This is a genomic window from Amycolatopsis sp. A133, assembly GCF_031082405.1.
Classification (GTDB): domain Bacteria; phylum Actinomycetota; class Actinomycetes; order Mycobacteriales; family Pseudonocardiaceae; genus Amycolatopsis.
Genome location: NZ_JAVHJU010000036.1, coordinates 210,006 through 224,620 on the forward strand (window position 1 = coordinate 210,006; position 14,615 = coordinate 224,620).

A 14,615-nucleotide genomic window follows, 5' to 3' on the forward strand; every position below is an offset into this window, starting at 1 on the left:
GTCCCATAGCCTCACTTTGATGCCACTTCGGCGCGCGGATGTGCCGGGTGTCCGCACTTCGCTGGAGAAAAGGCTGGTGGCACTGACATGGCCGACGAGGAGACGCTGCGCGAGCACCTCAGGTGGGTCACGACCAATCTGCACCAGACGCGCCGGCGGCTGCAGGCGGTCGAGGAAGCCGAGCAGGAGCCGATCGCGATCGTCGGCATGGGGTGCCGGCTGCCCGGCGGTGTCCGCAGCCCGGAACAGCTGTGGGACCTGGTCGCCGCGGGCACCGACGCCGTCACCGGGTTCCCGGACAACCGCGGCTGGGACCTCGACGCGCTCCGCGACCCCGATCCCGACCGGCCCGGCACCTCCCACACCGCGTCCGGCGGCTTCCTGCACGACGTCGCCGACTTCGACGCCGGGTTCTTCGGCATCTCCCCGCGCGAAGCGCTCGCCATGGACGCCCAGCAGCGGCTGCTGCTGGAGACGACCTGGGAGGCCGTCGAACGCGCGCGCATCGACCCGGCTTCGCTGGCCGGCTCGGAGACCGGCGTCTTCGTCGGCAACACCGGCCAGGACTACGCGAACCTCATGCGCGGAGCCGGTGAGCACCTCGAAGGGCACCTGCTCACCGGCACCGCGACCGCCGTCGTCTCCGGACGGCTGGCCTACTTCCTCGGCCTCGGCGGTTCCGCCGTCACGGTCGACACCGCCTGCTCGTCTTCGCTCGTCGCGCTGCACTGGGCCTGCCACGCGCTCCGGCGCCGCGAGTGCTCCCTCGCCCTCGCCGGCGGCGTGACCGTGCTGTCCACCCCGGCGGCGTTCGTCGCGTTCAGCCGCCAGCGCGGCCTGGCCCCGGACGGCCGCTGCAAGTCCTTCGCCGACGCAGCCGACGGCACCGGCTGGGGTGAAGGCGCGGGCATGCTGGTGCTGGAACGCCTGTCCGACGCCCAGCGCCACGGGCACCCCGTGCTCGCCGTGGTCCGCGGTTCGGCGATCAACTCCGACGGCGCGTCCAACGGCCTCACCGCACCCAACGGCCCGGCCCAGGAACGCGTGATCACCGACGCGCTGGCCAACGCCCGGCTCTCGGCCAAGCAGGTCGACGCGGTGGAGGCGCACGGCACCGGCACCACCCTCGGCGACCCGATCGAGGCGCAGGCGCTGCTGGCCACCTACGGCCGCGCCCGCACCGGCGACGACCCGCTGTTCCTCGGGTCGCTCAAGTCGAACGTCGGGCACACCCAGGGCGCCGCGGGCGTGGCCGGGGTGATCAAGATGGTCATGGCGATGCGGCACGGCGTGCTCCCGCAGACCCTGCACGTCGACGCCCCGACGTCGCACGTCGACTGGGCGTCCGGCGGGGTCCGGCTGCTCACCGAAGCCCGGCCCTGGCCGGAGACCGGCGAGCCGCGCCGCGCCGGCGTGTCCGCGTTCGGGATGAGCGGCACCAACGCCCACGCCATCCTCGAAGCCGCGCCGGACGCCGAGGATCCGGAGGCTCCGCCCGTCGCGGCGCCGGTGCCGTGGGTGTTGTCCGCGCGGACCACGGACGCCCTGAAGGCCCAGGCCGCCGCACTCGCGGGCCACGACCACGCCAACCCGGCCGACGTCGGATTTTCCCTGGTCACGACCCGCACGGCGTTCCCGCACCGCGCGGTCGTGGTCGGTGACGACCTCGCCGGAGGCCTCGCCGCCCTCGCCGAGGGGGCGCCCGTAGCGAACGTCATCACCGGCGAAGCAGGCGCGCCGGGCAAGGTGGCGCTGGTCTTCCCGGGCCAGGGTTCGCAGTGGGCGGGGATGGCCCTCGAACTCGCGGAGTCGTCGCCGGTCTTCGCCGCCCGCCTGGACGAATGCGGCGCTGCGCTGGCGTCCTTTGTGGATTGGCAGCTCCGCGACGTGCTGGCCGACGCCGAGGCGCTGGCCCGGGTCGACGTGGTCCAGCCCGCGTTGTTCGCCGTGATGGTGTCACTGGCGGAGCTGTGGCGGTCGTTCGGCGTGGTCCCGGACGCGGTCATCGGCCACTCGCAGGGCGAGATCGCCGCCGCCGTGGTCTCCGGTGCCCTCTCCCTCGACGCTGGCGCCCGCGTGGTTGCCCTGCGCAGCAAAGCGATCCTGGCGCTCGCCGGTGGCGGCGGCATGGTGTCGGTGGCGGCGCCCCTCGCCACGGTCGAAGCACGGCTGACGGACGGGCTGTCGATCGCCGCGGTGAACGGTCCGGCCGCGGTGGTGGTGTCCGGCAGGCCCGCTGCCCTCGACGAGCTGCTCGCGGCTTGCGAGGCCGACGGCCTTCGCGCCAAGCGCGTGCCGGTCGACTACGCGTCCCATTCGGCGCAGGTCGAGCAGCTCCGTGACGAGCTTCTCGACGTCCTGGCCCCGATCACCCCGCGGTCGGGGGAGACCGCCTTCATCTCCACGGTGACCGGCGAGTGGATCGACGGGTCCGCTTTGGACGCGGAGTACTGGTACACGAACCTGCGCAGCACGGTCCGCCTGGACACCGCGATCGAGCGGCTGAAGAGCGAAGGTTTCGGCGCTTTCATCGAAGCGTCGCCGCATCCGGTGCTGACCATGGCGATCGGCGAGGACGTCGTCGCGCTGGGGAGCCTGCGCCGGGACGACGGCGGCCTGACCCGCTTCCACACCGCGCTGGCCGAGGCGCACGTCCGCGGGGTCGCCGTCGACTGGACCCCGGCCTTCCCCGGAGCCCGCACCGCCGACCTGCCCACCTACGCCTTCCAGCGCGAACGGTTCTGGCCCGCCGTCGTCGCGGACCCGGGCGACGCGGGCGCGCTCGGCCTGAACGCCACCGGGCACCCGCTGCTCGGCGCCACGGTGGCGCTGGCCGCGGGCGACGGCCTGGTCCTCACCGGCCGCATCTCGCCGCAGGTCCAGCCGTGGCTCGCCGACCACGCCGTGCACGGCACGATCCTCCTGCCCGGCACCGCGTTCGTCGAGCTCGCCGTGCAGGCGGGCGACCGGGCCGGCTGCGGCACGGTCGAGGAACTCACCCTCGAAACCCCGCTGACGCTGCCCGCTCGCGGCACGCGCGCCTTGCAGGTCCGCGTGGACGCGGCCGACGCGACCGGCCGGCGCGCGATCGAAGTGCACTCGCGGCGCGACGAGGACGAACCCTGGACCCGGCACGCCACCGGCGTGCTCGCGCCCGGAACCCCCGAAGCCGGGTTCACCCTGGACTCCTGGCCGCCCGAGGGCGCGGCCAGGATCGACCTCGACGGGTTCTACGACGGCCTGCGCGCGGCGGCCGGCTACGGCTACGGACCCGCGTTCCAGGGCCTGCGTTCGGTGTGGCGCCGCGGTGACGAGCTCTTCGCCGAGGTCGAGCTGCCGGAGGAGCGGGACGCGGCGCGCTTCGGCCTGCACCCGGCCCTGCTGGACGCGGCCCTGCACCCGCTCGCCCTGGTGATGTCCACAGAGGACGGGCAGGCCCGGCTGCCGTTCGCCTGGACGGGCGTGGCCCTGCACGCCACCGGCGCGTCCGCACTGCGCGTCCGGCTGACCCGCCGTGGCGCGGATGAGGTCACGGTCGAGGTCGCCGACCCGTCGGGCGCCCCGGTCGCGTCGGCGGCGTCGCTGGTCCTCCGCCCGCTCCCCGCCGGCGGCGGCCTGGACCGCACCGCCGACGATCTGTACCGGGTCGACTGGACCGAAATCCCGGCCGGAACGGCCGAGACCGACGTCGTCTTCGAACGGCTCACCGGTTCGCCGGTCCACCGCACGCTCGGGCTCGTCCAGGACTGGCTCGCCGCCGAGCGTCCCGAAGCCCTCGTCTTCGTCACCAGCGGCGCCGTCGCGGTGGACGACGGCGAAGCCCCGGATCCCGGCCTGGCCGCCGCGTGGGGCCTGGTGCGCTCGGCCCAGTCGGAACACCCGGGCCGGTTCCTGCTGCTGGACACCGACGACCCGGACCACCCGGTCGTGCCGCCCGAGCCGCAGTCGGCCGTCCGCGACGGGCGCGTTTTCGCGCCCCGCCTCGCCCGCGCCGCCACCACCGGCGAGACGCCGGACTGGGGTGACGGCGCCGTCCTGGTCACCGGCGCCTCGGGTGTGCTCGGCGGGCTCGTCGCCCGGCACCTCGCGCGGCAGCACGGCGTCCGGCGGCTGGTGCTGCTCAGCCGTCGCGGCGCCGACGCGCCCGGTGCGGCCGAACTGGCCGCGGACCTGGCGGAAACCGAAGCCGTCTTCGTCGCCTGTGACGCCGCGGACCGCGACCGGCTCGCCGAAGTGCTGGCCGCGCACCGGATTTCCGCCGTCGTGCACGCCGCCGGGGTGCTCGACGACGGCGTCGTCGAAGCCCTCACCCCGGAGCGGCTGGACGCGGTCCTGCGCCCGAAGGTCGACGCCGCCCGCAACCTCGACGAGCTGACCACCGATCTTGCCGCGTTCGTGCTGTTCTCCGCCGCCGCCGGGACGACCGGCGGCAGCGGCCAGGGCAACTACGCCGCCGCCAACGCCTACCTCGACGCCCTCGCCCAGCGCCGCCGCGCGGCCGGGCGGCCCGCCGTGTCGCTCGCCTGGGGTCTGTGGGCCGAGGCCAGCGGGATGACCGGGCACCTCGACGACCGCGCGCGGGACCGGCTCGGCCGCTCCGGCGTGCGTCCCCTGGAGTCCGCGCAGGGGCTCGCGTTGTTCGACCGGGCCGTCGCCGCGGGGCCGGCCGCGCTGGTCCCGATCGCCCTCGACGCCGCCGCGCTGCGCCGTCAGGCCGCCGAGGGCAGTGTCTCGCCGCTGTTCCGCGGGCTCTTCCCGCCGCCGGCCCGGCGCACCGCCGCGGCCGGCGGCCACTCCGGCGACCTCTCCGAAGAGGGGCTGCTCGACCTGGTCCGGACGCAGGTCGCGGCCGTGCTCGGGCACGCGTCCGCGCAGGCGGTCGACCCGGCGCGCGCGTTCAAGGACCTCGGGTTCGACTCGCTGACCGCGGTGGACCTGCGCAACCGCCTCGCCGCGGCCACCGGCCTGCGGCTGCCCGCGACACTGGTGTTCGACCACCCGACCCCGGCGGTGCTCGCCGCCCACCTCGCCGGGCGGACGGCCCGCACCGCCGTCACGGAGCCGGCCGGCGCCGACGAGCCGATCGCGATCGTCGCGATGAGCTGCCGGTACCCGGGCGGCATCGCCTCCCCGGACGACCTCTGGCGGCTGGTCGCCGAGGGCCGCGACGCCGTTTCGGTGTTCCCCGCCGACCGGGGCTGGCCCGGGAGCGGGCTCTTCGACGACGACCCCGCCCACAGTGGGACGTCGTACGTCCGCGAAGGCGGGTTCCTCTACGACGCCGCCGAATTCGACGCCGAGTTCTTCGGCATGTCGCCCCGTGAGGCGACCGCGACGGACCCGCAGCAGCGGCTGCTGCTGGAAGTCGCGTGGGAGGCGTTCGAACGCGCCGGGATCGTGCCGGACGCCGTGCGCGGCAGCCGGACCGGCGTGTTCGCCGGCGTGATGTACCAGGACTACGCCACGCGGCTGCAGAACGTCCGAAGTGGACTGGAAGGTTACGAGGGTTACCTCGGCAACGGCAGTGCCGGCAGCGTCGCTTCCGGCCGGATCGCCTACGCGTTCGGTCTCGAAGGCCCGGCGATCACCGTGGACACGGCGTGTTCGTCGTCGCTGGTGGCGCTGCACCTGGCGTGCCAGTCGCTGCGGCAGGGCGAGTGCGACCTGGCGCTGGCCGGCGGGGTCACGGTCCTGTCGACGCCCGCGTTGTTCGTCGAGTTCAGCCGCCAGCGCGGGCTCGCCGCCGACGGCCGGTGCAAGTCGTTCGCGGACGCCGCCGACGGCACCGGCTGGGGCGAAGGTGCCGGGCTCCTGCTGGTGGAACGGCTGTCCGACGCCCGCCGCCACGGCCACCCCGTGCTCGCGGTCGTCCGCGGGACGGCGGTCAACCAGGACGGTGCTTCAAACGGCCTGACCGCCCCGAACGGCCCGGCCCAGCAGCGCGTGATCCGGCAGGCACTGGCCAACGCCGGTCTGGCGGCGTCCGAAGTGGACGCGGTCGAGGCGCACGGCACGGGCACCACCCTCGGTGATCCCATCGAGGCGCAGGCGCTGCTTGAGACTTACGGTCAGGACCGCTCGGGCCCGTTGTTGCTGGGCTCGCTGAAGTCGAACATCGGGCACACGCAGGCGGCGGCCGGCGTCGGCGGCGTCATCAAGATGGTGATGGCGATGCGGCACGGCGTGCTGCCGCAGACCCTGCACGTCGACGCGCCTTCGTCGCACGTGGACTGGTCGGCCGGGTCGGTGGAACTGCTGACCGAGGCTCGCGAATGGAACTCCGGCGACCGGCCGCGCCGGGCCGGGGTGTCGTCGTTCGGGGTGAGCGGCACCAACGCCCACGCCATCCTGGAGGCCCCCGAGCGCCCCAATGTGGCGTTGGTTGCGTCCAACGCACCGAACGCCGCATTGGGTGCGTTGGACGCACCGAACGCCACATTGGGGCGCTTGGGGCCGGGGCCGGTCGTGCCGTGGGTGCTCTCCGGCCGGACGTCCGCTGCGCTGCGGGCGCAGGCCGGCGCGCTGCTCGACCGGGCGGACCTCCCCGCCGCCTCGGTCGGGGCCGCGCTGGTCTCGACGCGGTCGCTGTTCCGGCACCGGGCGGTCGTGGTCGGCGACGACCTCGCCGGGGGCCTTGCGGCGCTGGCGGAGGGGACTCCCGCGGCGAATGTCGTCGTGGGGGAGGCCGGGGCGCCGGGCAAGGTGGCGCTGGTCTTCCCGGGGCAGGGTGCGCAGTGGGCCGGGATGGCCCTGGAGCTGGCGGAGTCGTCGCCGGTCTTCGCCGCTCGTCTCGACGAGTGCGCGGCGGCGCTGGAATCCTTTGTGGACTGGTCGCTGCGCGAGGGCTTAGCGGACGCCGAGGCGCTGGGCCGGGTCGATGTCGTGCAGCCTGCGTTGTGGGCCGTGATGGTGTCGCTGGCCGAGTTGTGGCGTTCCTTCGGCGTGGTGCCGGACGCGGTGGTCGGGCACTCGCAGGGGGAAATCGCGGCCGCCGTCGTTTCCGGCGCTTTGTCGCTGGAAGACGGCGCCCGGGTGGTCGCGTTGCGGAGCAAGGCGATCCTGGCGCTGGCCGGCGGCGGTGGGATGGTCTCGGTGGCGGCATCACCGGCCACCGTTGAAGAGCGGCTGATCGAAGGAGTCTCGGTCGCGGCGGTGAACGGCCCCACCGCGGTAGTGGTCTCCGGTACGCCGGCCGCCTTGGACGAGTTCATGGCCGCCTGCCGCGCGGACGGCATCCGCGTCAAACGGGTCCCGGTGGACTACGCCTCCCACTCGCCGCAGGTCGGGCAACTCCGTGACGAGCTTCTCGACGTCCTGGTCCCGATCACCCCGCGGTCGGGGGAGACCGCCTTCATCTCCACGGTGACCGGCGAGTGGATCGACGGGTCCACTTTGGACGCGGAATACTGGTACACGAACCTGCGCAGCACGGTCCGCCTGGACACCGCGATCGAGCGGCTGAAGAGCGAAGGCTTCGGCGCTTTCATCGAAGCGTCGCCGCACCCGGTCCTGACCATGGCGATCGGCGACGACGTCGTCGCACTCGGAAGTCTGCGCCGGGACGACGGCGGCCTCACCCGCTTCCACACCGCCTTGGCCGAAGCGCACGTCAACGGCGTGCAGGTCGACTGGACCCCGGCCTTCGCCGGCGCCGGCCCGGCCGACCTGCCCACTTACGCCTTCCAGCGCGAGCGGTACTGGCTCGACGTCCCGGAAGCCGAGCCCGTCGCCGCCGACCCGGCCGACCAGCGGTTCTGGGAGGTCGTCGGCGACCAGGACGTCCCGGCGTTCGCGGGTGTCCTCGACCTCGCCGAGGACGCCCCGCTCGACGCCGTCCTGCCCGCGCTCGCGAAGTGGCGCAGCCGCCGCCGCGACGAATCCACCACGGACTCCTGGCGCTACCGGATCGCCTGGCGCCCTATCGCCGCTCCACCAGCCCGTCTCACCGGCCGCTGGCTGGTCGTCGGAGCCGGTGAGGAAGTGCAGGAAACCCTGGCCGCCCACGGCGCCGAGATCGTCGAGGACCACGGTGACCACGGTGACCACGAGGACCTGACCGGGGTCGTGGCCGTCCGCCCGGACGCCACGACCGCCCTCGAGCTGACCCGCATCGACGCCCCGCTCTGGCTGCTCACCGAAGGAGCCGTGGCCACCGGGCCGGACGACCGCGCTCCCGACCCCGTGCAGGCGCGGGTGTGGGGACTCGGCCGCGTCGCCGGGCTCGAACACCCCACCCGCTGGGGCGGCCTGGTCGACCTGCCGTCCACCCTCGACGAGACGACCGGCACCCGGTTGGCCGCTGTGCTCACCGGCACCACCGGCGAAGACCAGGTGGCCCTGCGCGCTTCCGGCGTCTTCGCCCGCCGGCTGGTGCACGCCGAAACCGCGGAACCCGCGCGGCGCTGGCGGCCCGAGGGCACGGTGCTCGTCACCGACGTCGACGGCTTCGCGGCCGTCCGGCTCGCCCGCTGGCTCATCAGCCGGGGCGCCACCCGGATCGTGCTCGCCGCGGCGGCCCTGCCCGGGGTGGCAGCCCTGCGCGAGCCCGGCGTCGAGGTGATCGAGGCGCTCTGCGACGTCGCCGAGCGCGACGCGCTGGCCGCGGTCCTCGAAACGCACGGGCCGGTGCGGTCGGTGTTCCACACCGCCGCCGGCACGGACCTGGCCCCGCTCGCCGAAACCGGCCCCGGCCTCCTCGACCGGGCGTGCCGGGTGAAGGCGGACGCCGCCGACCACCTCGACGCCCTGCTCCCGGACGACCTCGACGCCTTTGTGCTGTTCTCCTCCATCGCCGCCGTCGTCGGCAGCGGGGCCCACGGCGCCTACGCGGCGGCCAACGCCCACCTCGACGCGCTCGCCGAACGCCGCCGGGCCCGCGGGCAAGCCGCGACGTCGATCGCCTGGGGGGTGTGGGACGCCGACGAAGGCGTCGACCGCGCCCGGCTGACGGCCGAAGGGGTCCCGCCCCTCGACCCCGGCCTCGCGCTGACCGCGCTCGGCCGGGCCCTCGACCTCGACGACACCACCGTGGTCGTCGCCGACGTCGACTGGCCGCGCTTCGCCCCGGCCTTCGCCGCCGCCCGCACCCGGCCGCTGCTCGCCGAGATCCCGGAAGCCGCCGAGGAGGCGGCGCCGGTGACCACCGGCTTCGCCGCACAGCTCGCCGGGCTGAGCTCGGCGGACGCCCACCGCGTCCTGACCGACCTGGTCCGGGCGCAGGCCGCGGCCGTGCTCGGGCACGCCTCCCCGGCCGCGGTCGACGTCGAACGCGCCTTCTCCGAACTCGGCTTCGACTCGCTGACGGCGGTCGAGCTGCGCACCCGGCTGGCCACCGCGACCGGCCTGCGGCTGCCCGCGACGCTCGTGTTCGACCACCCGACGGTCACCGTGCTCGCCGGGTTCCTCGGCGAACTGCTCGGCACCGGCCGGGAGACGGCCGAGGAACGCGCGACCGGGATCGCCGCGGACGAGCCGATCGCCATCGTCGGCATCGGCTGCCGCTTCCCCGGCGGCGTCCGCTCGCCCGAAGACCTCTGGCGGCTGGTCGCCGCGGGCGGCGACGGCATCACGCCGTTCCCGGACGACCGCGGCTGGGACCTCGAAGAGATCTACGACCCCGAGCCCGGCACCGGCGGCAAGAGCTACGCCCGCGAGGGCGGCTTCCTCGCCGACACCACCCGCTTCGACCCCGGCTTCTTCGGCATCTCGCCGCGCGAGGCCATCGCCATGGACCCGCAGCAGCGCCTCCTGCTCCAGACGTCCTGGGAAGCCTTCGAACGCGCCGGGCTCGACCCGCTTTCCGTTCGGGGCGAACGGATCGGCGTGTTCGCCGGCACCAACGGCCAGGACTACCCGGCCCTGCTGGAACGCTCGACCGAATCCCTGGAAGGGCACGCCGGTGTCGGCAACGCCGCCAGCGTCGTCTCCGGGCGGCTTTCCTACGTCTTCGGCCTGGAAGGCCCGTCGCTGACGGTGGACACGGCGTGTTCGTCGTCGCTGGTGGCCTTGCACCTGGCGGTGCAGGCACTGCGGCGCGGTGAGTGTTCGATGGCGCTGGCCGGCGGGGCGACCGTGATGGCCACGCCGGGCATGTTCGTCGACTTCAGCCTTCAGCGCGGCCTCGCCGCGGACGGCCGCTGCAAGGCCTTCGCCGAGGCCGCCGACGGCGCCGGGTTCTCCGAAGGCGCCGGCGTGCTGCTGGTGCAGCGGCTGTCCGACGCGGTGCGCGACGGCCGCCGGGTCCTCGCCGTGGTCCGGGGTTCGGCGGTGAACTCGGACGGCGCGTCCAACGGCCTGACCGCACCGAACGGCCCGTCCCAGCAGCGGGTCATCCGCGCGGCCCTTGCGGACGCGGGCCTGGCCGCGTCCGAAGTGGACACGGTCGAAGCGCACGGGACCGGCACGACCTTGGGTGACCCGATCGAAGCCCAGGCACTCCTGGCCACCTACGGCCAAGAGCGCGAAACGCCGCTGTGGCTGGGATCGATCAAGTCCAACCTCGGGCACACCCAGGCCGCGGCCGGGGTGGCGGGCGTGATCAAGATGGTGATGGCGATGCGGCACGGCGTCCTGCCGCAGACGCTGCATGTCGACGCGCCCTCGTCGCATGTGGACTGGAAAGCCGGTGCGGTCGAGCTGCTCACCGAGTCCCGCGAGTGGCCCGCCGACCGGCCCCGGCGAGCCGGGGTGTCGTCGTTCGGCATCTCCGGCACCAACGCGCACACGATCCTCGAAGAGGCCCCGGCCGTCGTGATCGAGGAGCGCGAGCCGGTCGCCGGGCCGGTGCCCTGGGTGCTGTCCGGACGGACCGAAGCCGCCCTGCGCGACCAGGCCGCCGCTCTCGCCGAGGTCGACGCCCACCCGGCCGACATCGGGTACTCCCTGGCCACGGCCCGGTCCCGGTTCCCGCACCGCGCAGTGGTGCTCGGCCCCGACGCGCTGACCGCCGTCGCCGAGGGAACGCCCGCGGCGGACGTGGTCACGGGGATCGCCGGAACGCCCGGCAGAGTGGCCTTGGTGTTCCCGGGCCAGGGTTCGCAGTGGGCCGGGATGGCCCTCGAACTCGCGGAGGCGTCGCCGGTGTTCGCTGCGCGCCTGGACGACTGCGGCGCGGCGCTGGGGTCCTTTGTGGATTGGCCGCTGCGTGAGGTCTTGGCGGATGCGGAGGCGTTGACGCGGGTCGATGTCGTGCAGCCCGCGTTGTGGGCCGTGATGGTGTCGCTGGCGGAGCTGTGGCGGTCGTTCGGTGTGGTGCCCGAGGCCGTCGTGGGTCACTCCCAGGGTGAGATCGCCGCGGCGGTCGTCTCCGGTGCCCTGTCCCTCGAGGACGGCGCCCGGGTGGTGGCACTACGCAGCAAGGCGATCCTCGCCCTGGCCGGTCGCGGCGGGATGGTATCGGTCGCGGCACCCCTGGCAGCCGTCGAGGAACGCCTCGCCGAGGGGATCTCGATTGCGGCGGTGAACGGCCCGGCCGCGGTGGTCGTCTCCGGTGAGCCGGACGCGCTCGACGCCCTGATCGTGTCCTGCGAGGCCGACGGGATCCGGGCGAAGCGCGTGCCGGTGGATTACGCGTCCCATTCGGCGCAGGTCGAGCAGCTGCGCGACGAGCTGCTCGAAGTGCTGGGCCCGATCACCCCGCGCGAAGCCGGAACCGCCTTCATCTCCACCGTGACCGGCGAGTGGGCCGAAGGGTCCACATTGGACGCTGAATACTGGTACACGAACCTCCGCAGCACGGTCCGCCTGGACACGGCGGTCGAGCGGCTCAAGAGCGAGGGTTTCGGTACGTTCGTCGAAGCCTCGCCCCACCCGGTGCTGACCATGGCGATCGGCGACGACGTCGTCGCACTGGGGAGCCTGCGCCGGGACGACGGCGGGCTCTCCCGCTTCTACACCGCCCTCGCCGAGGCGCACGTCGGCGGGGTCGCGGTCGACTGGACCCCGGCCTTCCCCGGCGCCCGGTTCACCGACCTCCCCACCTACCCGTTCCAGCAGGAGCGGTTCTGGCCACAGTGGACCGCCGCCACGGCGGGCAACGCCGGCGGGCTCGGCCTCAGCGACGCCGGGCACCCGCTGCTCGGTGCCGCCGTGGCCGTCGCGGGCACCGGCACCACCCTGCTCACCGGCCGGGTCTCCCTCGGCACGCACCCGTGGCTCGCCGACCACGCGGTCGGTGACACCGTGCTGCTGCCCGGCACCGCGTTCGTCGAGCTCGCCGTGCGGGCCGGCGACCAGGTCGGCTGCGACACGGTCGAAGAGCTGACCCTGCAGGCGCCGCTGGTGCTGCCCCGCCGGGGCGGCGTCGCCCTCCAGGTCCGGGTCGAAGCCGCCGACGAGCACGGCCGCCGCACGATGACCGTCCACTCACGACCCGGCGACGACCTCGGCTGGACCCAGCACGCCGAAGGGGTGCTGGGCCTCGGCGCCGAGCCGGGCACGACCCTCACCGCGTGGCCGCCCGCGGGCGCGGAGCCGCTGCCGGTCGACGGCCACTACGCCACCCTCGCCGGCCACGGCTACCGCTACGGCCCGGCGTTCCAGGGCCTGCGCGCGGCCTGGAGGCACGGCGACGACCTCTACGCCGAGGTCGTCCTGCCCGACGACCAGCGTGCCGAAGCGGCGCGCTACGGCCTGCACCCGGCCCTGCTCGACGCGGCCCTGCACCCGATCGGCCTGACCAGCGCCCAGGCCGGCGCCCGGCTGCCGTTCGCGTGGACCGGTGTCCGGCTCTACGCGACCGGGGCGACAACGCTGCGGGTCCGGCTCGGCGCGCTCGGTGCGGACGGCGTCTCGGTCGCCGTCGCCGACGAGACCGGCCGGCCGGTCGCCGAAGCCGAGTCGCTCGTCATGCGGCCGATTTCGGCCGCTCAGCTGGCCGCCGCCGCGGACCACGGCACCGACTCCCTGTTCACCCTCACCTGGCAGCGGGTGGAAACCGGGCCCGCCGCTCCGGCCGTCCCGCTCGGGGAACCCGGCTCGGTGGCGTACACGGAGTGCCGCGGGGACGTGACGGCCGACGCGCTCGAGACCCTGCAGGACTTCCTGACCGGAGCCGGGCGGCTGGTCCTGGTCACCGAGTCGGCCGTGGGGGAGGCGCCCGCCGACCCCGCCGCCGCGGCCGTCTGGGGGCTCGTGCGTTCGGCGCAGTCGGAGCACCCGGACCGGTTCGTCCTCCTCGACGTCGACCGCACCGAAAACCTCGCCGCCTGGGCCGGTGCGGCCGCCGCGTCCGGCGAACCGCAGCTGGCGTTGCGCGGTGGCGAGCTCCACGTGCCCCGCCTGGCGCGGGCGGCTCCGCCGCAGCGGGCGCACACCTGGAACCCGGACGGGACCGTCCTGATCACCGGCGCGAGCGGCGTGCTCGGCGGGCTGCTCGCCCGGCACCTGGTGACCGTCCACGGCGTCCGCCACTTGCTGCTGCTCAGCCGCAGCACCCCCGGCATCGACGAGCTGACCGCCGCGGGCGCGTCGGTGACCGTGCTCGCCTGCGACGTCGCCGACCGGGACGCCCTCGAAGCCGCCCTGGCGCGGATCCCCGCCGAGCACCCGCTGACGGCGGTGGTGCACGCCGCGGGCGCGTTGGACGACGGCGTCCTCGAAGCGCTGACCCCCGAGCGGCTCGACACGGTCCTGCGGCCCAAGGCCGTGGCCGCCCGGCACCTGCACGAGCTGACCGAGCACCTCGACCTCGACGCATTCGTCCTGTTCTCCTCCTTCGCGACGACGATGGGCGGCGCGGGCCAGGCCGGCTACTCCGCGGCCAACGCCTACCTCGACGCCCTCGCCCAGCACCGCCACGGCCGTGGCCTGCCCGCGACTTCGCTCGCGTGGGGCCTGTGGGAGGCACGCAGCGGCCTGACCGCGCACCTCGGCGACGACGACGTGTCGCGGCTCGGCCGGTCCGGCGTGCGCGCCCTGCCGACGGATCGCGCGCTGCGGCTGTTCGACCTCGCGCTCGGAACGGGCGAGCCACTGCTGATGCCCGTCGCGCTGGACCTCGCCGCCTGGCGCGCCCGGGCCGAGGTCCCGGCGCTGCTGCGCGGACTGGTCCGGACGCCGGCGCGGCGAGCCGTGCGCGACGGCGTCCCGGCCGGGCCCGGGCTGGCCGAGCGGCTGGCGGGACTGCCGGAGCCCGAGCAGCTCCGCGTCGTCGACGAAGTGGTGCGCGCCCAGGTGGCGGCGGTGCTCGGCTACGCATCGGGCCACGCCGTCGAGGCCGGCCGGGGCTTCCTCGACCTCGGGTTCGACTCGCTGACCGCGCTGGAGCTGCGCAACCGGCTCAACGCGGTGACCGGGCTGCGGCTGCCCGCCACGCTGATCTTCGACTACCCGAACCCGGACGCGCTCACCAAGCACCTGTGCGCCGAGCTGCCCGCGGACGGGGTGAAGGTCGTCCTGCCCGTCCACGCCGAGCTGGACCGGCTGGCCGCGGCGCTCGCCGCGACCGATGCCGGCGACGGCGAACGCGACCTCGTCACCGAACGCCTGCGCGAGCTGCTGGCCCGGTGGACCGCGACCGACGACCGCCGGGACGAACCCGGCACGGAACTGGCCGACGCCACCGCCGAGGAGATCTTCGACCTCCTCGACGACGAACTGGGGATGTCCTGAATGTC

At 74.8% G+C, this 14,615-nt stretch carries 1 protein-coding gene; it reads left to right on the forward strand.

From position 1 onward, the window contains the following. Nucleotides 1–87 precede the first annotated feature (87 nt). Complete coding sequence (locus Q5425_RS24075) at nucleotides 88–14,610, forward strand: SDR family NAD(P)-dependent oxidoreductase (RefSeq protein WP_308674555.1); 14,523 nt, start codon at nucleotides 88–90, stop codon at nucleotides 14,608–14,610. The last annotated feature ends 5 nt before the right edge of the window (nucleotides 14,611–14,615 follow it).

Bases quoted from the DNA above. Each gene is read 5' to 3' on its own strand.
- Q5425_RS24075 (WP_308674555.1), top strand. From the start codon at position 88: ATGGCCGACGAGGAGACGCTGCGCGAGCACCTCAGGTGGGTCACGACC.